We start from the raw sequence: 20,221 nt of genomic DNA on the forward strand, positions 1-20,221 counted from the left end.
TGATACAGCAAGCTATGTTATCATTATAGCGCAATATACCGTAAACAGCAATGCGCCGAAATTCCAAAGTTACACAGCCTGCTTCTCAGGTTCTTGTCCGGATTCACCGAGGAGTATTTCACTCTCCCTGATGATCAGCCTTTTCAGAATATCTGAAAGGCTTTCCTTTGAAGCAGGGTTGAACACGGTTGTCACCGTGTAAAGGGTATGCCCGATCTTATACTCGGACGTTACATTAAAAGTAGTGTTTGTATTCATAGCGATCTTTCTCCTTTGCTTGTCTGTCTCTATGCATTTAGAGTGAGGGCATCGCTTTATCTCTCTTACCCTCATGATTGTTGTCTTATGATAGCTGTGCGGAACGGCAAGTGCCGTCCCATTGCATAGCTATTTTTATTATCGGATAGTTTTAATCCTCATAGGGATTCGCTTTATCCGTAAAGCTCATCTGCTGCCCGAAGCCAACAGTGAGATTGGCGGTATCGCTTTTCTCATTCTCAGAGTTTCCACCTCTAACCAGTTTCAGCAGCTCGTCATCGGAAAGTCAGCTTGCACGGAGTTTTTGCAACAGCGAATGCTCCGAGGTGATGATCTCATCAAGCTCACGGGGCTTACAGTTGTATTCTTCTGCCATAGCAAGACGGGAAACTTCTTTCAGCTTGTCCTCCAGCGTTTTCTTTTTTGCAGTATCGCTTGCGATACGCTTTTCCAAACCTTTGATCTTCTCAATGAGCTGATCTCTTTTCTCTGTATAGATGCCCATAGAAAAATCACAACCTTTCATATTTGTTCTCAGCAGGCAGAGCCGAGTGACCGAAGATCACCTGCCATGATCCAATTATAGCGCACTCTTCATTTGAAATACAAGCCGCATTGCGCACAAACTTTCATTCACAGTTTGTTAACAAATGTCCGGGGAATTTTTAGATTCAAAAAACTGAAAGTAAGCTATTTCGCTGTTTATGCTATCCGGTCATTTTGACGAAGCGATTTTGAGCGAACATAAAAAATCTGAAATTTATTATTGACGTGATCGGGAAAGTGCGCTATATTGGTAATGGGGAGCGACGATATAGAGAAAGTCGCACAGCTCCAATTCTCGGAATCGAGAAAAAAGACCAAGCCGAAAAGCTCGGAAATGACATTCGCCCCACAGGGGCGAAACTCTACCAGCAAGCACGGTGAAGTGTGGGCGCAAAAAGCGACTACACACACTTCACAAGGCTTGGCAGAGGGCGCTGCCCCTACGACCCCGAATTGAGAAAAATAAAAAGGAGAACAAGAGAAATGAAAGACGAAAAGAAGCGTACACTGTACCTGAAAGTCCGTGTCAGCCCCGAAGAAATGGCGGCTATCAAGAAGAAGTTTGAGAACAGCGGTATGAGCAGTCTCAGCACATTTGTAAGAGCCATGATCTTCGAGGGTTACATTGCTCAGGTCAACGAAAACGAACTGAAAGAACTCACCCGCATCGCCAATAACGTTGCCAACAATATCAACCAGATTGCCCGTCGTGCAAATGTCACGAACAAGGTTTACAAGGAAGATATTGAAGAAGTCGAGAGCCTTGCCGGTCAGATCATCGACCCTCTGCTATTTCTGCATACGAAGGTCTTGCAGTTGAAGCGATAAGTAAAAAATGGAAAAGTGCTGTCATGAGAAATCCCGACAGCACCGATTTTGATATGTGCGCAATGCACTGGACAGGCTTTTGAAATTGCTGCGCCTTTCACAATAATGGTTACAATTATTCCGATATGCTGGACTCCGGAAGAATTATGGTATATACTGTATCTACAATATTGATTTGGAGGTAACAGTTATGTTGAAAACACCTGAATTGGCAATGCCGAGGACACGTAAGGTTATTACTGTCTGCAACGGCAAGCGTGAGGTCTGGACGGACTACGAAGAAGCGAAAGCCTATTTCCTTGAAATGATGATGTCTACGGACGGCGAGGAGCATGAACGTGCGGAGTGCGTTTATATTCAGCTTATTCATGGTCTGGATGAGTGTTCGGATGAGGACGAATAATAGAAAACAGGGCGTTACCGTTGATTGGCAATGCCCTGTTGCTATTATCAAAAAAGTGAAAGCTGTTCTGACAAATAATAAGCGTGTTCCATATGCTGTTTAGCCTCGGTTTCCAGTATTTCCATGTTTGATAGCGGAAGACTTTTAAAACGAAGCTGATATACCATATCGAAAAAGCTCGTTACAGCAGCTGTACCAAGATGTGTCAGGCAAATCAGCTGAATATGGAAATGCCGTGCGATACGGAACATCGGTTCAAGAAGATGCGGTGATGAGATAGGTCCGAACGGATTATCAAGGATCAACACACCGCTTGTAGTGCTCAGACTACTCGTTAGACTCCGTGTGTAATTCATTACGGAAACGATCAGCGAAAACAGTACAACAAACTGTTCTCCCCCGGAATTAGCTTTCAATGCGTCCTGCCATGAACGATAACGGCTGTTCTGGACATTCTTATCAATCTTGAAAACGGTGATTGGAATGGTTTCTTTGCCGATGTAGCAATTCAACAGTCTCCTGATTGCCAGATGTTCGTGATGTGATTTTGCCGAAGAATCCTGTTCGGACAGATATTTTTTCACCTGCTCTGTAATATAGTGATTGATCCTTTCAGCAGGCTGCTCGCTCACGGATTCAATGACAGGCAGATCAATTCGTATCATCTGTTTTTTCGCATTACCGATCTGTATCGTTGACTTCTTTGATAGTATCGTAAGATTTTCATACAGCCGTCCGACACGCTGAAGACAATTTGTGACAAGCTGCTTTCTGCTGTCCTCAACATCTTTTAGCAAAACAGCAAGCTGAGCGATGCGATCCTGATAACGTTTTATATCACCTTCTGTACGCTCGTAAAGCGTGAAGTATTTATCGCCTGCGATATCATGATTGTCGATAACAGATAAAATACCGTCAAGCGTTCCCGTAAACAAGGTGTGCGTGTTTCTGAACGGTTCAAGCTCTGTGCTGTGATACTTCTTCGTTTTGTTCTCAGCTTGTTTCAGTTGCTCGATGCTATTCTCGATTGCATCACGCAATTTGTTGGTATCTTGCTTTTCTTCTGATAGCTTTGGAACATAATCTGCAAATTCCAGTGTAAATCTTTCCGCATATTTAGCTGCGTATTTATGATCTGCATGGAGTTCGTTCAGGTGTTCAATGCATTCACGCATATTATGATCTGAAACTTGTAAAGCAGCTTCACATTCTGCTATACGGCGTTCAAAATCCGCCCCCACTTCTGATCGTGGCAGAAGCTCGGTATGCAATTCCGAGAGCTTAGCCTTTGCCTGTTCAAATGCGCTTTCGGCTTTCGCATGACATTCCACAGCAGACGAATACTGTTCGGAAGCCTGATCGCATTCCTTTTGTGCCTGAGCAGACTGTTGCTCTGCACGATGATAAGCATCGTCGGAATATGTAGTGCTTTCATATTCTGTCGGTTCAATATGAAATCTTTGAATGCCTTTTTCTTTTGTTCCTATGCTCTTCTGCACCTTTTGCAGTTGTCTATGAAGCTCCTGAAGATTTGCAGAATGACTCTCCTGATACATACGATATTCTGCAAGCATTGCAGAATAATCTTCGGAAAGCACTTCTGCTTTCGGTGTGTCTTTAAGCTCGGCAGTCAAATTCTGATATTCTGTCAGTTTTTCATTGAACTGCTTGATTTTGTCGTCGCATTCCTGTATGATCTCTGTGATCCTGCCTTCTTCCCTTTGCTCTGACTCGATCTGAACGGCAAGCCGGTTGCAGGCTGATTCCATATCAGTTATTTGTCTGCTTAGTTCTTCATATTGCGAAATATCACCGCAAATACGCTCAAATTCTTTTTGATTATTTTCTGTATGGCGTAAAACGCGCTGCTCTGCATCTATAAGTTCACGAAGTTCCTCTGTGCGCTTTTTGATATCCGCTTTTCTTTTGTCAAGTGCCAATAGCGAATCCTTAATTGTTTGGAGGTCTGACTGACAAGAATTGATCTGCTCCTGAATATGCTGCTCATCATCGGCGGAATATGTAAATGCAGAGAGTATGCTGTGTTCTGATTCCCACTCTCTTATCTGACGCTTAATATGTTCAATCTCAGCTTTTGCATCATCCAGTCTTTGCTGTATGAGATCTTTGTAAGCAGAGGCATCACGAAAGTATTCCTTATCAAATGCAGAGAGGAACCGGTTATGCTCACTCCATTTCCCGTCTGCCATATCGGCAAGCTCAGAACGTGTATATACCGGAACAACAGCCGACAGCCATAAATCTGTTGTTTGTGACAGCAGCTTTATCTGCTCCTTTTCGGAATCAACTATGACGGCATAAGCGACAAGCGGATTGACTGCAAGAATATCCTCCCGTATTATGGGTGACTGAGAATTCAGATACCGCTCGCCTGTTTGGAAAGAAACGCCCGATTCCTGCAAGAAGTCAACTGCTGTTTTAGAAAGGTGTAGCTGTCCTGCTTCAATACATCTGAGCTGTTCTGCAAGCAATTCAGCTGAATACTCGGTTTGTCTCAGTTGTTCTCTCAGCTTTGCAAGTATATTATCAAGGCTTGTTATCGGCTCATCAGTAAACAACCGGCTTTCAGGTATTGACAGATGCTCCAGTACAGAAAGAACAGAGTTATACGCATCTCTGTATTGTTCCATTGCGGTCTCGTGCTGTTGCAGGCTGACATTACAATTTGCCTGTGCTTGGGTCAGCTCCGTGCGCTCTGCATCCTGAGCATCAAGCTCCTGCCCAAGCTGTTCTGCTTCATTTTGACATCTTTCAATGTCGTTATTTGCATTTTTGATCTTTTTATCATAACCTGAACGGATACTCTCGATATCCTCCTTAGAATAGCTTCCGTCAAGCATGACCGTGATGTGTAAGGCAAGCTCTGACAGTCCCCGATTGATCTGCTCAAGCATTATTTTTTGGCTGCCGATCGTCTGATTTAAGCTGGTATTATTTTCATTACGTTGTGTGGTAATCTGTTCAATCTTTTCTTTTACCTTACAGAGTGCATCTGATTGGTCTTTCCTTGCTGATACTTCCTGATGCAAATCACTTTCTGTCTGTTGTATCAGTTTGGCTGCCAGCAAGGAAAGTGAATACTTCAAGGAAAGAATGCGAGAATCCTGCGTTCCCTGCTCCAACTCTCTGATTTGTGCAGTCAATGCTTTCTCATCATTTTGCAGTTCAAGCAGTTCTGCGTATTCCTTTGCAGCATTCAATACTTTGACCATATGGACAAACTTGTCACGCTGGTTTTCCGAATCTTCTTTTTGCTGTCTGCATTCTTCAAGCTCCGTAGATGCTTTGTCAAAACTCTCCTGTGCAAGATAATAAGTCTCCGAAGCCTTCTCTGCTTTGATGTGATGCAGTTTTGCTTTCAAGTTGCCTATTGTTTGTTCGATCTGCGCTTGCTTCTCACTTTCCAGTTTAATATGATGATCAAGTGTGAACAAATGGTCAGCCAGCAAACGAATTGCCTGTATCCTCTGATCTTCGGCATCCCACATATTCTTCATAAACGGAAGTATCCCTTGCAGCTTTTCCGTAAAAGCTTTTATCTGTGACTGCAAGCGAAGATTTTCTTCCTGCCCTGCATAGCTGTCCGCATAATGGACGAACATTTCTTCCAGAGCTTCCGCTGATTCTGTATCGTTCGGCATCACACCCGGAATGATAAACTTGTCAAGCAGTCTGTCAGCGGTTCGGTATTCCTCAAAGAATTTTGTAATGCCGCCTTCTACTGCATTGATACGCACAAGAATATTTTCCCATTCTGTGTGGAGAATACCGTATTCCTCCAAGCGTTTATGATATCGCCGCAACGAATCGGAAGGATAATATTCGACCTTTCTGTTCTGCAAATACTTACGAAGATCATCAAACGACATAGGACGGATATGATTGCCCGTCCGTTCGGTAAGTGGAAGATTGATCAGGTCGAGTTTATCGCCGGCTCTTGTATAATCGTGCATAAACGTGTAATAACGAACCGTTTTGCTTTCGTTCTCATCATCTGCTGTCGTGCTTGCAGCCAATGCGATACCGGTCAGCAGACTGTTAGTTGAGCCGTCCAACGCCCATTCTATCAGAATGAAAGCGTGGTCAGTGCCTTTCTGAAAATAATCGCTGATATTGCGGTTCTGAACCTTTGCTTTCGGGCAAACTGGTTGGAGCAACAGCTGAACGATCACAGACTTACCGCCGCCGTTATCAAGATTCAGCAGGGTATCGATCGGCTTTCCCTCAGCGTTTTCGGTACAGAATATCTCGTCAGGAATCAGCTTTGCACCGTCATTGAATCTGAAATTCACAATTCTGATCTTACAGATCGCCGGCATCTGTTCTTCCTCCCTCCAGAATAGCGTGTATCTCTGCAATACGATTTTGCGATAAATAATACGGCATCAGGTCATTCAGTTTTACTGTCGGCTTCCATACACCGTCCGCATCATACAATAATTCCTCATCACGGAACTTTCTGATGATCTTCATAAAACAGCCGTGCTTTGTATCTACTGAATTCGATTCATCGCCACGCTTTGCAAGCCAGTTATCTGCCAAACGAAGGAAATCCATACTATACTGTGCAGCGGCACTTTTCAGCGCTTCACCATCAGCTCGTACCTGTTCGCAATGCTGTGTAAACTCGGTCAAAAAATCGGATTCTTTGATATAATACCTCGTTTGCAATGTATTGCCTTTACCGCCGTAAAGCGCATGCAAAAGAAAGATCGCCATATAATTCAGCAAATACAGTTCTTCCAGTTTTTCATTGCCGACACTGCGGCGAAAATCACTATTATCCTGTGAAAACAACTCGTTGCTCGGATTCGGCAGGAGATAAAGCCTTCCGTTTGTTCTGTAAAGTGTAAAATCCAGTTCCTGCTCCATAATGGCAAGCTCGGAAGCAATTTCGGCATCACAGTAGTCTTCGTAAAATGAGGAATCTTGTTCACGGGTGATATATCCCTTTTCCATCAGCTTTGCAAACAGTCTCAGACTTTCAGGCTTCATCTTATCACCTCGATCTTAAAATTATTTATTTTGATACTGCCGCCCTCAGCATCCAATAAAGTTATCGCTTCATCGAGCTTTTGTATCAATATCGTCTGTATCTGTATCAATTCCTCCGGGAGTTCGCTCAGACAATAGGAAAGGTCAAATTCACCGACAGGAACGATGATATCCTGCTGTTCTGCGCGCCAGCCTGCTACATCTATTTCTCCCATTCCGTAGAGCTTTAACATAACATCAGGCAAGGATTTTTCCCGCAGCTGCTCCTGCACTTGTTCTTTTGGAACCGCCGCAAGGTAATCGCTAAAACAGAAAATGGAGTTTTTATCTGCAAAAGTCAGTAATCCTCTTATGATCTCCACATATCTTTTATTTCTGATATCAGCCGCAGTTTCAGCATTATCATCACTTATGATATCAATGCCGTCATCTCTGTTACTCTCCCGGATAGCATTTTGCCTGCTGTAAAAGAAATCAATACCGAACATATGCGGAAAAATCGGACGATAAAGCGGTGCAAACAGCTTTCCGATATTTCTTGTATCTTGCAGATGCATTTTCTGCATGGGAAGTAATAATTCCTGTTCAAGGTCAAAGCGTCCTGCCTGCAAATAAGAAAAGCTGTCATCTAACAGATTAGCATATAGCTCGGAAAGTGAGAATTTCTGATTAAATACACGGCTCTGCTCGCTTATTACTGTATCAATGTTTTCAAGTATTTCCCGTATCTCTTGTTCGGTTTGACCGATATTCTCGTCTGTATTGATCTGGGCATCTGCAATCGCTTGCAGCTTTGCTGATACAAGAGTGCGGATATCACTAAGCTGCTTATTTTCGTCCTCAAAGGAATCCTTTACCTGCGAGACGATCTCTTCATATTCATCAATCGACACTTCGGAGATATTGGTCCTGCATCGGAGCATAAAGTCGTCCATTCTTGTTTTCAGATTCCTGACTCGGCTGACCAGTTCACGACTCTCCCGAAGCGCTTTACCGTAGTTACCTCGTTTGATAAACTCCTGTAATTTGAAACGGTTAACAGAAAAATCCAGTTCGCTGTCGATCTCCTTGGTTCTAAACAAAAACTCATACGCTTCATTTGTCAGAACATAACTGCCGCTTTGCTGTTCAAGGAGAATAAGTGAGCGTTGATCTCTGAATTGTTCATCGCTGTTGTAAAAAGTATCAAATGAGCGCACTTTTCCGTTGCTTTGTAATACATCTGTTATAATATAATCGGTCAGCATTTTTGCGGATTCGGGTTCATAATCATACACATCGGCGAGTTCCCGCAGAAATGCTGTGATATCCTGCTTTGTACAGCGTTCGCCGTATCGAAGAGTACTGTCCATGATAAAAACCATTACCATAAGGATCAGATTGTCGGTCTTATCATCATCATTATGCAACAATTCGCGAATCTCCGTTGGTTTACTTCTTTGCAGCCAGTATTTGATAAGATTCACGAATCGCATTCGCTTCTCAAAATCCTGTAGCAATTCTTGGGATTCTGCTGAAATCATTATCTTACCTCATGTTGTCCGCCAGTACGGGATACGAAAGAATCTCCTGTGGCAGACGCTTATTATTTTGCAGTATATGAGTGATCTGTTCCTGTTCATCAGTTGTGAAATGTGGAAGTATTCCGGAAATTTCTGGCATGATACATCTTCCGTCGTCACTGTCGGGAAGCTGAATGTTACGGCTCAGTTCCAGCATTTTTTTATATGCCGGAAGGAACAATTCGATATGTAGTTCCTCTGCTGCTTTGCAAAGCCGCAGAAAGATATCAAAGCCGGCTCTGTCGATATCACCGCAATACAGAAAACGAATTGTATCAGCCCCAAGATAAGCAGCATAGGAACGGAATTTATCCTTACCCGTGATGTCATTGCCCTGCCCGAAAATCACACCATCAATTTGAGTATCAAATAATGTGTTAGCTTGGGATTCATACATAAGGCGACGAATATTGAACCATATATCCTTGTTTTCACAAATGAGTAAGGTCATAGTTGACTTTCGGACGGGGATATAATCCGAAAAACACTGTTCGGGTGTTTCATAATATCGAAGCATATCTCCTGTGATTCCGATTGCTTCCAATAGTCTTAAATGATGATCCAATTCCTTCTCTTCACCGAAAATATCAAAGGAGCGCTCACGCCTCGACATCATATCATTGCCCTTTTGATCGGTAAGCCATTCACTCAAGCGGCACAAAAACGCCCTGTTATTGTTAAATTGCATTCGATTACGAAGCAGATATCCATTTGCTGAAAGTCTCGGATGGAGTGCATTGATCTCATCAGGTGATACCTGCATCGTGTTTTCAATGCAGATAGTGTATCGCATAAACAAAGGATTCTTTTGATTACCATTTGTTCCGCTGCTCTTGATAGGCACTAATATACCTTGATTGGTTAGCTCTTTGATCTGTTCATAGAGGTGTTCAGACTCTGCACAAAATCTGCTGAGTTCCTCCAATGTGATCCGCTTACGAGGAAAATCCTGCAATGCTTTATACAGTGTATTACTAGGCTTACTCATACATTGCCACCTCTAATCTATATATAGAATAGTATATACATATTGTAGCATAATTTGGTCGAAAAAGCAAGCTATCAGCTGTAAGAAACAGATTATTCAGAGTTCGAGCGTTATTATAAAAAAACAGGCGGATACCTCATTTAAAGTATCAGCCTGTTCTGTTTTATAGCCCGCTGTATAGGTCTTTACATAATAGTTGTTTTGAAAACTTCTATATGAGTACCGACCTAACGGTAGGCGGTTCTATTCTTTCCCTCGGAAACGGGGGTGAGTTAAGATGACTATACTGGAATTATTAACACTTATGTTACTTATAGTTGCACTTATAGAGCTTAACAATAACAAAAAGAAATAACCGCCCCACTTCCACATGGGCGGTTATTTCTATATAACTATTCATGAGGGAGAACCGCTTATCGCAGTACTCTTTATTTATATTATATCATTTTTTTTCGAAATGTCAATAGGCAGACTTCAATTTAATGATAAACGATAAATTATTATCGTTTATTTTGCACAAGTATACCGATTTTTGGATATGCCGTTTATATGCAAACATACAATATTTATCGTAAAACGATAAATAACCATTGACAAACGTTAATATCCGTGGTATTATATGCTCAACGGAGGGAACAACAAATCCCTCCACCGATAAAAAGGAGGAAATTATTATGAAAAACTCAAACTTGAAAGCTATCAACGGTATAGGCAAGGCTTGCTCGATCATCAGCACTATCGCCTTCATCTTCTGCATCGTGGGCTTCGTAAGCATCATAATCGTAGAGATAGGGATACTCACTTTCCCTATGGATAAGATAAAGCTTTCGGGCACAGCAGATGCAGTTGTCACGGTCGAAGCGGATGACATGGATTTCGATATCAAGACTGCCAATTACCACTTCAGCGAAAATAATCAGCAGGGTTTCCGCATAGACGTTGACCAGGAAGGTATAACAATTTCGGACGATAAGATCGACATCGGCGGTATCTGGTCACTCGATGTTGACGAGGTAGAAACCAGTGATAACGGCGCAACTTTCAAGCTCACAGGCGATTTCGGCGAGTTTGACAAGGGTGCGATAAAGCGCAAGCTCTCACTCAATGTGCTCGAAGCACTGATCTCTGTCGCTGCTACAGCTGTAACACTTTTCTTTGCTCGCCGTGTATTCAAGGAGCTTTCAAAGTGCGAAACACCTTTCACTGAGACTACCGTGAAAAATATGAAGATCTTCGGCGGCGTGCTGATAGGCTATGGCGTTATCTCAGGCTTGTACCTTACCACCATTGTTGCAGGTCTTGCAGTCCTTATGCTCGCATTTGTATTCGCGCACGGTACAGACCTCCAGAGAGAGTCCGACGAGACTTTATAAGGAGGTGCTCGGTATGTCGATAATCCTCAGACTTGACCGCGTTATGGCGGACAGAAAAATGAGCCTCAATGAGCTGAGTGAGCGCGTCGGCGTCAGCAACGTCAACCTCTCAAAGCTCAAAACAGGCAAGGTCAGCGCGATACGCTTCTCGACCCTTGAGGCGATATGCAAAGCCCTCAACTGCCAGCCCGGTGACCTGCTCGAATTTCAGGACGACGGCGGCGAAAACTCTCCGGCTCAGCAATGACACACTGAACAAATCGAAGACGATATGAGTGCATTCATCGCTGAACTCGAATAATACCAAGAAAAAAGGACACCTGTGGGGAGGTGTCCTTTTTCTGTACGAACTAAAGCACCGTAGTTATCATCGGTGTTTCGCCGTCGCGCAGCTGCTCTAATATATGGTGCAGCTCTATCAGCTCGGGGACAAGCTCGTCACGCCCGTTCTCGGCGTAGTAGCTTATACGCGTGCAGATTCGGTCTACCTCCGAGAGACGGTCGCTCTTTACCAGCACCGCCGCCGTCCTGCGGAAGCTCTCCCAGTCCTGCTCCAGTGCTCGTGCGGACTCGACAGCCTCTGCCTGCGAGCCGCCCTCGTACAGCTCCGCTACCTCATCTGCGGCGGAGATGAGCCTCCCACAGCTCACATTCACCCACATACCCGATACTACGCTTGCTGCAATGAGCAGGCTAAGTATCGCGGCGCTGATTTTTACCCTTGTCAATTTCGTCGCCTCCCTGCGTGATGATAGGTCTGCCGCCGTCACGCGGAGAGATAAAGCAGCTCCCCGAACTGTCGGCTGTCATGATGAAGATGTCGTCTGTTTTCAGCCCGATTTTTTCGGCTGTTCGGGCGGCGTAGTCCCTGTCAAAGCCGAGCGAGCGCAGAGCTGTGTGCAGCACTATCCCGTCCGAGACGATTACAAGCGGCGGGTCGGAGTCCTCCGCCTGTATGTCCAGCTCAGTGCGCGTGGGAGTGTCCGCAGTCGGCTTCTTCATCACGGACATACTCCCCGTCGTCTCGACAATGGCGTACTGCACCTCCGCGAGGTCGAACACCTCGCTCCCGCGGAGAGCCATCATCAGGTCGTCGACGGAGAAGCGAAGGTCTGCCATAGCCTGACGGTCTATCCTGCCGCCCTTGATGACTATCTTCGGGCTGCCCGAGATGAACCTCCTCACCGCGGGAAAACGCAGACACAGCCACGACACTGTCACCTCGAAACAGACGAGAGCAAGTATCGGTGTGATACCAACAAGAACGGGGATATTCACGTCCTCTATCGGCAGGGTCGCAATATTCGAGACAAGTATCGTTATCACGAGCTCGGACGGCTGGAGCTCGCCGAGCTGGCGCTTGCCCATGAGCCGCACCGCGAATATCACCAGCACATACAAAATAAGCGAACGGATAAGTATTACCGACATTTCAACAGCTCCTTTTATGGTAGTATGGCTGTCTGAGAAAAAAATATGTATCGGCTCTGAATAAAAACAAGACAGTGAGCTCATAATAAGAACGGCTTCAAAGCTAAATATTTTCAAGGAGGCTTGTATCATGGATAACAAGCATAAGAACGATTGTATCAAGTGCTCGGTGGCACAGTGCCAGCACAATATGGTGACCGAGAACTACTGCTCGCTCGATTCTATCTCCGTCGGCACTCACGAGGAGAACCCCACCGTCCCCGAATGTACCGACTGCAACAGCTTCGTCAAGCGCACAGGCTGCTGCGACTGACACCCACACCCAAAACAAGCGGGTCGATGCCGACATCGACCCCCTACATAATCCCGCTCCGTATTTTTCGCGTGTACACCGACTTACCCCATTGGTAAACATAGACAAATCGGGAGCCCGTTTACAGTCAAATCGGGAAAATTTATCCCGCGCTCTTGCATTGACGGAGTTTTTATTGTATAATAGTATTAAGCTTCTACCGAAGTAATTATTCCCAACAGGAGGCTGATGATATGTTCGACAAAACTATGACCTTTTCCGTTAACGAAGACAAGGAAGCGGAGCTCAGAAAAAATCTCACAATAATCTACGACGCCCTCGTTCAGAAGGGATACAACCCCGTTAATCAGATCGTAGGCTATATCCTCTCAGAGGACCCCACCTACATAACCACATACAATAACGCAAGAAACCTTATCCGTCACATCGACAGAGATGAGCTTCTTCAGGTGCTTGTAAGGTCTTACCTTCAGGCATAAAGGCACACGCTGAGGCTCCTGCGGACAAGCAGGACTGAGGGCGCGGACGTGTATACAAAAAAATGCGGCAGCTTTACACAGCTGCCGCTTTTATTTTCCCGCATATCGCCTATATACGTGGGAAATCCAACCCTCACCACACATTCCGTGGTTATCCTTTTTTCTATATCATTCTATTCTCTATGCCCGTCAGCTGTTTTTTTATCGCTGCGGGTAATCGCTGTCCTGCTGCTCAGCCTTTGCAACTGACTCAGCGAGCGTCAGCCCCGTGAACTCCTGAGCCGAGAATATTCGTCCCGACTTCTTGTCATCCATGAAAGCTCCTACCAGTACGCCGGGGAGCGCACTCTCGGGAGCATTGGGAGCATTGGGTCCGCCGAGGTCGGTCCTGCACCAGCCGGGGTCGGTGAGATTTATCATCACGTCCGTGCCGTCGTACATCTTGCCTATATCGTGCGTTACCTTGTTCAGCGCTGCCTTTGCCGCAGAATAGCCTGCCTGTTCGGGCTCAAGGTCTATGCCGCTCGTGGTATTGACTATCCTGCCGAAACCTCTCTCTGCCATTTTGGGAAGAAAATGGTAGCATATCAGCATTGGGGCGACGGTATTGATACGGAAGCTGATATCATAGTCCGTATACGGCGTCGCGAGGTAGTCCGTTCTGTAGGCTATCTGGAGACCCGCATTGTTGAGAACTATGTCCACCTGCGTGCCCTTTGCGTCTATCTCGGCGAGCATCTGTTGCACTGAATCGGGCTCTGACAGCTCTGCCGAAACAGCATATGCCTCAACTCCCAGCGCCTTGACGTCCGCGAGCACCTTTGCACTATGTGCCGCGTCCCTGCTGTGAAGAATGAGATTTGCGCCCTGCTTCGCCATAAAAATAGCCGAAAGATACCCGATACCTCTGCTCGCGCCCGTGATAAGCGCCCATTTGCCTTTAACGTTTACCATAAGAGTTGACCTCCTTGCCCTCGGGCAATTTATACGATGATTATAACACGCGGACTACTTTTTTGCAACAATTGGATATCTCTTTCTTTGCAATCATATCAAAATTTTTGCACTATATTTTTCAAGTCATAATCTCCGCTTCATGTGTCATACTATGCTTGCAGAATCATTCTGCAAAACTTCAAAGGAAAAAAGCTTATGAAAAAAATAGCTCCGACTGCGGCGGCGCTCCTTACTGCGGCTATCGTGCCGACGGTATCGGTCTGCGCCGCGGACTGCACAAGGATAGGCTACGGGCAGGGAACGTCGGTAGACGCGCTCAACCGTCCGACTGACGCTATGCAGTTCAACGCCCGATACGGCGACCTTGATGCCTTCGCCCTGTCGGCAGATGATAACAGGATAATCATCACCTTCGATCAGGGCTATGAGAACGGCTATACCGCGAAGATACTCGATACGCTTAAAGAGAAGGACGTTCACGCCATATTCTTCCTCACGGGCGACTACGCCAAACGCGAGGAAGCCCTCGTCAAGCGCATGATAGCGGAGGGGCACACCATCGGCAACCACGGAATGACCCACGCAAGCCTACCCACACTCTCGGAGGACGGCGCGCGCGAGGAGATAATGTCGCTGCATAACTACGTGCTCAACAACTACGGCTATGAGATGCAGTATTTCCGCTGTCCGTGCGGTGAATATTCCGAGCAGGCGCTCGAGACCGTGCAGAAATGCGGCTACAAGACGGTGTTCTGGAGCTTTGCCTACGTCGACTGGAAGACCGACGCTCAGCCCTCTGCGGCTGAGGCTATGGAGAAGCTTACAAAGTCGGCTCACGGCGGAGAGATACTCCTCCTGCACTCGGTATCTGCTACGAATGCCGAAATACTCGGCGACGTGATAGACTCGTTCCGCGAGCAGGGCTTTACGGTATAACAACGCAAAACGCCGAAGAGGCTTGTCCTCTCCGGCGTTTCTGCATACTAATCTCATCCATTATAATTCCCCGTATTTCCCTTTGCTGCTATGTTCTGCGGCATACCCCCATACGCCGCCAAGCAGTCTCTTTTGCGGACCGATGTCCGCTATCCCTCATATCAAGCAGATGAACTATCATTCTTCACTGCCGAATATCTCTTCTATGCCCTTCTCCATTTCGGATTTGAGCCATGCACTCCTGTATGCCATGACCATTACGTACATAGCCTTGCTGAGCTTTTCCGCATCAGAGGTGATACCGCTGTCGCACTCGCCGAGCTCGCGCTCTATCAGCGCCTTCACGTCCTCGGGAGCGAATATCTCCTCATCCTCCGCGTTGAATATCATTCTGCACAGGAGGTCAAAAAGCAGTATCTCGTCGATGATGTCGTCGGCGGTGTCCTCGACGTCGCCGTTGATGTAGGTCATCAGGTTGACTATGCTCTCGAGCTTCATCGTCCCGCGGAGCATATTTATCAGCAGTATACGGAGCACCTGCTGCTCGTCGTACTTCTTGCCCTTGGTGGACGAGACCCAGCCGCGCTTTATCCAGTTCTGGATAGTCGAACCCTCAAGCCCTGTCAGCTTTGAGAGCTGTGACAGAGTAAGTCCGCCCGTCGCCTCGAGCACCGGAGAAATGAGCGAAAACGCCGAATTTCTTGCCTGCTCGGTATATTTTATGGTAGTACCGGGTATCAGCCTTTTCACGAGTTACACCAACCTTCAAATGCAATACTCTAACCTTCAAACACAATATATTGATTATATCACGAGTTCGTCTGAACCGCAAGTGCTATCATCTGACGTTTTAACGGATTTTTACTGTTTTTTTTGAATTTATATCGTTTTTCTTTATTATTTCATAATATTTCAAGATTTTTCAAGAATAGTTACAAATGTAACAAAAATATATACAAATGTAATACAAATCGCCTGTTCTGTTGACTTTGTGTCGGGTTTATGATACTATTAATGCAGACAAGATTTGTCGGTCATTCACATTATGAGAAAAACTTCAGATGATCATAGGAGGGACAAACTATGGCTGATTACAATGATTTCAACAGTAACGCAGGGGATGTCGTTACAGGTGTAGACGTCGTAAAAAAGAGTAAAAAAGGACTCATCATCGGTGGCCTTGCTGTTTGTACGGCAGGTGCTATGGCGGTCGTGGCAGGCGGAGGCATTGCCGCTTACTGCCTTTCCGACTTCGTGAAGAATCAGGTGAAGCTCCGCATCTCGAGCCCCGAGAGCTACTACGCATGGGTGTACGAGAAGAACGCGGACGCTGCCGCAAAGCAGATTTCCACCGCTTATGCGAGAGGTCTCGACAAGCTCGAGGCGGGTCAGAAGACAAAGCTCTCGCTCAGATATGACCTCACCGATGACGCAAGAGACTTTTTCATCGACGTGCTCGACCTTGACAGAGTATCAAAGAACGAAGAGCGTGACATCGTCAATAACCTTAATAATATCACCATCGGCGGAGAGGGAAGCTCAAAGGATTCGCTTATCTCGGGCAAGACTTATATCGACTGGAACGACGAAAGGCTCGTCACGGCTGATATCGCGACCGACAACTCTACTATGGACTATTTCGTCCGCATACCAGAGCTCACGGAGCAGTGGATAGCCGTTGAGGCTGAAAAGCTGATTGAGGAGAATTCCTACTCGGACACCGAGCAGGAGGTCATCGACGCCTACAAGAAGGCTGTTCAGGACCCGCGCTCCGTTATCGCTCCCGAGGAGATAGAGGAGCTCGCAGACCGCTATATCAAGGTTTGGAACGAATCTGTTGAGGACGTAAAGCTCGAGAAGAAGCAGACCGTCACTATCAATGACATTGATATGAACTACACGGTCGTTTCCGTGGACCTCACACAGCAGAAGCTCATCGATATAGGAGAAAAAATGCTGACAACAGCTAAGGACGACGCACTCCTCAAGGAGATAGTCGTTGACCGCCTCCACCAAATGGACGCCGACGAGTACGCTGAGGAGATCGACGACGCTATCGAGAACCTCAAGGACGACACCGTTGATACCGAGACTGTTGTAACACTCGATACATACATCGACGCCAAAGGCGTTATCCGCGGCTGGGGCGCCAAGACAAACAATGAAAACGAGGAGTTCCTCGCCGTTATCGGCAAGAAGGACGGCAAGGTACGCGGTGAGTGCTGGTTATACGACGGCTACGAAGAGCCTGAGTTTACTTTCAAGCTCAGCGCCGAGGAGTCAGATAACAAGTACAGCGGAACCCTTGATTTTATTCTCGACGAGGATGAATCGTGGTCGCTCGAATTCAACGACTTCGAGATAGTAGATGAGGAATACGGCTACTTCAACGCAAGCACAGTCCTCAATATCAAGGACTATGATGACGAATATTCTATCCCGCTCGACTTCTCCACGGACGGCGAAAGTCAGGCGATAGCTGGCGATATCGTTATCGACGGCGCAAACTACGGAAAACTCACCCTCACAGCAGGCTTGCAGACCGGCGCTGAGCCTGCTATCCCCTCCAAGAACGGAGCATTCGTCCTCGATGATATGGAGGATTCGGAGAGTTTCTGGCGCGACTACGTTGCTCAGGACGAAATGGAGAAGTTCCTAACCGACCTCTTCAAGAAGCTCGGGATCAAGGACACAAACGCCTCTGAGTACGCCAAGGATTGCGCTGAGGAAATGTACAACACCTGGGATAGCTATTACGACGACTACGACGATGATGACTACGGCTGGGACAGCGACGACGATGATGATGACGACTACGATTTCGACGACGACGATGATGACTTCGACGACGATGATTTCTACGCATCCGCTAACGGTCCCTCAGCTAAGGACGGTCAGGCGTTCCTGATGCTCTACGATAAGGATATGCGGCACTTCTTCACAGGCGAAGGCACCGACTACCTCTCCTATGGCGCGAAATTCGCGGACATCAAGGGCGACGGCACATATACGGTCAGCGTTTCGGCTGATACTCCCGAATATCTGGAGAAGTTCACTGCAATGCCCAACGGTCTGGGTGTTCTGGTAATCGGCTGTCAAGGCATAAAGGGTGCGGAGAATGCCAAGATCGAGGTAACATCTCTCGACATCGACGGAAAGACGTACGATGTCAGCAAGGACATCACTACCGAGGCTGACGAAGAGTTCTTTGCGGCGCTTATCTACTCAGACTCATACTTCGACCTCGAAGAGGAGGACGGCGAATACAAAAACGGCGTCGACCTCTCGGGCGTTCAGTCATGGAAGACTATCACTGTCACCTTCAAGCTCACAGGAATGAAGTAAAACTTAAACGGCGGGTATAATCCCGCCGTTTTATTTTCCAATTTTTCCAGTATTTCAGCTTTCTTTCACCAAAGTATCATAAATGAGAGATACAATATCAATGTAGAAAAATATAGCAATCTCCACATTTCATATAAACCACCCTAACAGGTAGAGCGGCGGTCAGCATTTGCTGGGCGCCGCTTGCCTTTTGTATGTATATAGTCACAAGGCTGTGAGCATACGATGCCTTTTCAGTGAACCTTTTCTCCGCTTGTGACAATATGTATACGGAAGGAGGCAAGAATATGACACAACTTCAATTTGAGAGGCTAATTCAGCTGCACGGCGATTCGATATACGGGTTCTGCTGCCACCTGACGGGCAAGGCTTCGGAGGCAGAGGACCTGTATCACGACTCGGTGATGAAAGCCTTCTCAAAGCTGAAAAAGATGATCTGCGGCGACGAGGACGAGAAAGCCTACCTGTCGGCACGAAACTACATTATTGGGATAGCGGTCAGGCTCGCGAAAAACAACTCCCGCAGGCTGTCGAACAGGAGCACTGTTGCGCAGGACGAGAACGAACGGCAGCTCTCGGCAGCGGGCTCCGACGAGAATATTGAATCCGAATCCGAACGCAGAGAACTGAATGCTCAGATACGTAAGGCGGTGAGTGCTCTGCCCGAGAAGCTCCGCGCAGTGACTTATATGTTCTACTTCGCGGATATGAGTATCAGCGACATAGGCGCGGCACTGCATATCCCGAGCGGAACGGTCAAGAGCAGACTCAGCCGCAGCAGAAGCATCATCAAAAAAGAACTGGAGGAAAAAGGCTATGAAAAATACTGACGAGACAATAAGAACTGCTCTGAAAGGCGCTTCAAGAGCTCCCGAAAGCGTCGATATGAAGCTGTATAACGAGTTCGCGGCATTTCGTCCGAAGCGCTCGAGGCTGACATATGCAGCTATCATAGGAATTCCCGCAGCAGCGGTACTGCTCGGAGCGGGAGTATACACTATCCATAACGGAGGATACTTCCACGATGTGAAGAACGGTTTCGGAACAGTAACAGGTGTCACATACGAAAATGCGACCGATGAAATAAGCATTAAGGCTGTCAGAAAATCGGAACAGATCGAGCTTACTGTCCAGATACTTGAACCTTATATCAATAAAATGCCATATGAGGACTGTGAGCAACTGAAAATCGGTAAATGCACATTTATATCGAAAGGGAAAAACACTGATTTTTCAACCGATGAAATATCGGAGGTTGAAAACGGCAAAGCCGTATTTCTCCTTGATATAGCTGACGCAGATTCAATATCCATAACTGAGCTGATAAGCCGAAAAAAGGCTGATCAAGACCTTTCAATCTATGGAAACTGGGAAATACCGCTCGAATAGACAAAAAAAGCTCCACCCTTCTGGGTGGAGCTTTATCAGTGCTGGCACAGATCTACTTTCCCGGGCCGTCACCAGCCGAGTATCATCGACGCGGATGAGCTTAACTTCCGTGTTCGGAATGGGAACGGGTGTGACCTCATCGCAATATGCACCAACTCTTAAAAACTGAACAAAGCTCAATGCTGAGGGAGAACCTCATGTGAATGAAGTAAAAGGAAAAGCCCTCGACCGATTAGTATGCGCTGGCTGAACGTGTCACCACGCTTACACCTTGCACCTATCAACCTCATAGTCTTTGAGGGGTCTTACTCTTACGATGGGATATCTTATCTTGAGGTCGGCTTCACGCTTAGATGCCTTCAGCGTTTATCCGTTCCGCACATAGCTGCCCAGCTGT

The 20,221-nt window shown here is 46.4% G+C and carries 20 protein-coding genes and 2 rRNA genes; 10 read left to right on the forward strand and 12 right to left on the reverse strand.

Annotated elements, in window-relative coordinates:
- Positions 1 to 69 precede the first annotated feature (69 nt).
- Together BMX22_RS10845 and BMX22_RS16880 are read right to left on the reverse strand one after the other, a co-directional pair.
- On the reverse strand, positions 70 to 258 hold the full coding sequence (locus BMX22_RS10845) for a transposon-encoded TnpW family protein (protein ID WP_074742468.1): 189 nt from the start codon (positions 256 to 258) through the stop codon (positions 70 to 72).
- Between the two features lie 286 nt (positions 259 to 544).
- Entirely contained in the window at positions 545 to 784 is a 240-nt protein-coding gene (locus BMX22_RS16880; RefSeq protein ID WP_318259731.1) for a hypothetical protein, read from the reverse strand.
- A gap of 503 nt (positions 785 to 1,287) precedes the next feature.
- On the opposite strand from BMX22_RS16880, the gene BMX22_RS10855 reads away from it, so the two are divergent.
- Together BMX22_RS10855 and BMX22_RS10860 are read left to right on the forward strand one after the other, a co-directional pair.
- On the forward strand, positions 1,288 to 1,632 hold the full coding sequence (locus tag BMX22_RS10855) for a plasmid mobilization protein (protein WP_074742469.1): 345 nt from the start codon (positions 1,288 to 1,290) through the stop codon (positions 1,630 to 1,632).
- Between the two features lie 190 nt (positions 1,633 to 1,822).
- Positions 1,823 to 2,035 (forward strand): hypothetical protein, encoded by a 213-nt coding sequence (locus BMX22_RS10860; protein WP_074742470.1) that lies wholly within the window; start codon positions 1,823 to 1,825, stop codon positions 2,033 to 2,035.
- A gap of 47 nt (positions 2,036 to 2,082) precedes the next feature.
- Here BMX22_RS10860 and BMX22_RS10865 read toward each other — a convergent pair whose 3' ends face one another.
- The 4 genes from BMX22_RS10865 to BMX22_RS10880 are packed head-to-tail and all read right to left on the reverse strand — an operon-like array spanning position 2,083 to position 9,601.
- Positions 2,083 to 6,375 (reverse strand): hypothetical protein, encoded by a 4,293-nt coding sequence (locus BMX22_RS10865; RefSeq protein ID WP_074742471.1) that lies wholly within the window; start codon positions 6,373 to 6,375, stop codon positions 2,083 to 2,085.
- Positions 6,359 to 7,051 carry a DUF6063 family protein gene (locus tag BMX22_RS10870; protein ID WP_074742472.1) on the reverse strand — a complete coding sequence of 231 codons (693 nt, stop codon included), beginning with the start codon at positions 7,049 to 7,051 and terminating at the stop codon, positions 6,359 to 6,361. The genes BMX22_RS10865 and BMX22_RS10870 overlap by 17 nt, the downstream gene beginning before the upstream one ends.
- A complete protein-coding gene (locus BMX22_RS10875; RefSeq protein WP_074742473.1) occupies positions 7,048 to 8,574 on the reverse strand; it encodes a hypothetical protein in 1,527 nt (508 codons plus the stop codon). The genes BMX22_RS10870 and BMX22_RS10875 overlap by 4 nt, the downstream gene beginning before the upstream one ends.
- Positions 8,575 to 8,578: 4 nt before the next feature.
- Entirely contained in the window at positions 8,579 to 9,601 is a 1,023-nt protein-coding gene (locus BMX22_RS10880; RefSeq protein ID WP_074742474.1) for a Wadjet anti-phage system protein JetD domain-containing protein, read from the reverse strand.
- A gap of 674 nt (positions 9,602 to 10,275) precedes the next feature.
- Between BMX22_RS10880 and BMX22_RS10885 the strand changes: the two genes are divergently transcribed.
- Both BMX22_RS10885 and BMX22_RS10890 read left to right on the forward strand, forming a co-directional pair.
- On the forward strand, positions 10,276 to 10,974 hold the full coding sequence (locus BMX22_RS10885) for a hypothetical protein (protein ID WP_074742475.1): 699 nt from the start codon (positions 10,276 to 10,278) through the stop codon (positions 10,972 to 10,974).
- A gap of 13 nt (positions 10,975 to 10,987) precedes the next feature.
- A complete protein-coding gene (locus tag BMX22_RS10890) occupies positions 10,988 to 11,221 on the forward strand; it encodes a helix-turn-helix domain-containing protein (RefSeq protein ID WP_074742476.1) in 234 nt (77 codons plus the stop codon).
- Positions 11,222 to 11,324: 103 nt separating this feature from the next.
- On the opposite strand, the gene BMX22_RS10895 is transcribed toward BMX22_RS10890, so the two are convergent.
- Together BMX22_RS10895 and BMX22_RS10900 are read right to left on the reverse strand one after the other, a co-directional pair.
- Positions 11,325 to 11,702, reverse strand: coding sequence for a DUF4363 family protein (locus tag BMX22_RS10895; protein ID WP_074742477.1), 378 nt, complete (start codon positions 11,700 to 11,702; stop codon positions 11,325 to 11,327).
- On the reverse strand, positions 11,668 to 12,405 hold the full coding sequence (locus BMX22_RS10900; RefSeq protein ID WP_074742478.1) for a DUF421 domain-containing protein: 738 nt from the start codon (positions 12,403 to 12,405) through the stop codon (positions 11,668 to 11,670). The genes BMX22_RS10895 and BMX22_RS10900 overlap by 35 nt, the downstream gene beginning before the upstream one ends.
- 130 nt (positions 12,406 to 12,535) lie before the next feature.
- Between BMX22_RS10900 and BMX22_RS10905 the strand changes: the two genes are divergently transcribed.
- Together BMX22_RS10905 and BMX22_RS10910 are read left to right on the forward strand one after the other, a co-directional pair.
- Positions 12,536 to 12,718, forward strand: a complete 183-nt coding sequence (locus tag BMX22_RS10905) for a DUF1540 domain-containing protein (RefSeq protein WP_031559989.1) — start codon at positions 12,536 to 12,538, stop codon at positions 12,716 to 12,718.
- Between the two features lie 233 nt (positions 12,719 to 12,951).
- Positions 12,952 to 13,197 carry an IreB family regulatory phosphoprotein gene (locus BMX22_RS10910; protein WP_031559991.1) on the forward strand — a complete coding sequence of 82 codons (246 nt, stop codon included), beginning with the start codon at positions 12,952 to 12,954 and terminating at the stop codon, positions 13,195 to 13,197.
- 201 nt (positions 13,198 to 13,398) lie between these two features.
- Here BMX22_RS10910 and BMX22_RS10915 read toward each other — a convergent pair whose 3' ends face one another.
- Complete coding sequence (locus tag BMX22_RS10915; RefSeq protein ID WP_074742479.1) at positions 13,399 to 14,151, reverse strand: SDR family NAD(P)-dependent oxidoreductase; 753 nt, start codon at positions 14,149 to 14,151, stop codon at positions 13,399 to 13,401.
- Positions 14,152 to 14,349: 198 nt separating this feature from the next.
- Between BMX22_RS10915 and BMX22_RS10920 the strand changes: the two genes are divergently transcribed.
- Positions 14,350 to 15,090, forward strand: coding sequence for a polysaccharide deacetylase family protein (locus tag BMX22_RS10920; RefSeq protein WP_074742480.1), 741 nt, complete (start codon positions 14,350 to 14,352; stop codon positions 15,088 to 15,090).
- 177 nt (positions 15,091 to 15,267) lie between these two features.
- Here BMX22_RS10920 and BMX22_RS10925 read toward each other — a convergent pair whose 3' ends face one another.
- Positions 15,268 to 15,840 (reverse strand): DUF1836 domain-containing protein, encoded by a 573-nt coding sequence (locus BMX22_RS10925; protein ID WP_074742481.1) that lies wholly within the window; start codon positions 15,838 to 15,840, stop codon positions 15,268 to 15,270.
- Between the two features lie 333 nt (positions 15,841 to 16,173).
- Between BMX22_RS10925 and BMX22_RS16510 the strand changes: the two genes are divergently transcribed.
- The 3 genes from BMX22_RS16510 to BMX22_RS10940 all read left to right on the forward strand — a co-directional run bounded on the left by BMX22_RS16510 (position 16,174) and on the right by BMX22_RS10940 (position 19,824).
- On the forward strand, positions 16,174 to 18,435 hold the full coding sequence (locus BMX22_RS16510) for a DUF6583 family protein (protein WP_074742482.1): 2,262 nt from the start codon (positions 16,174 to 16,176) through the stop codon (positions 18,433 to 18,435).
- Between the two features lie 287 nt (positions 18,436 to 18,722).
- Entirely contained in the window at positions 18,723 to 19,265 is a 543-nt protein-coding gene (locus BMX22_RS10935; RefSeq protein WP_074742483.1) for an RNA polymerase sigma factor, read from the forward strand.
- Positions 19,252 to 19,824, forward strand: coding sequence for a hypothetical protein (locus BMX22_RS10940; RefSeq protein WP_074742484.1), 573 nt, complete (start codon positions 19,252 to 19,254; stop codon positions 19,822 to 19,824). Before BMX22_RS10935 ends, BMX22_RS10940 begins: the two co-directional genes overlap by 14 nt.
- A gap of 39 nt (positions 19,825 to 19,863) precedes the next feature.
- On the opposite strand, the gene rrf is transcribed toward BMX22_RS10940, so the two are convergent.
- Together rrf and BMX22_RS10950 are read right to left on the reverse strand one after the other, a co-directional pair.
- Positions 19,864 to 19,980, reverse strand: a 5S ribosomal RNA gene (gene rrf / locus BMX22_RS10945).
- Positions 19,981 to 20,035: 55 nt separating this feature from the next.
- Positions 20,036 to 20,221 (reverse strand): 23S ribosomal RNA (locus tag BMX22_RS10950); the annotation flags it as partial.

Origin of the sequence: Ruminococcus sp. YRD2003 (genome assembly GCA_900109435.1) — a bacterium.
GTDB lineage: Bacteria > Bacillota > Clostridia > Oscillospirales > Ruminococcaceae > Ruminococcus > Ruminococcus flavefaciens_G.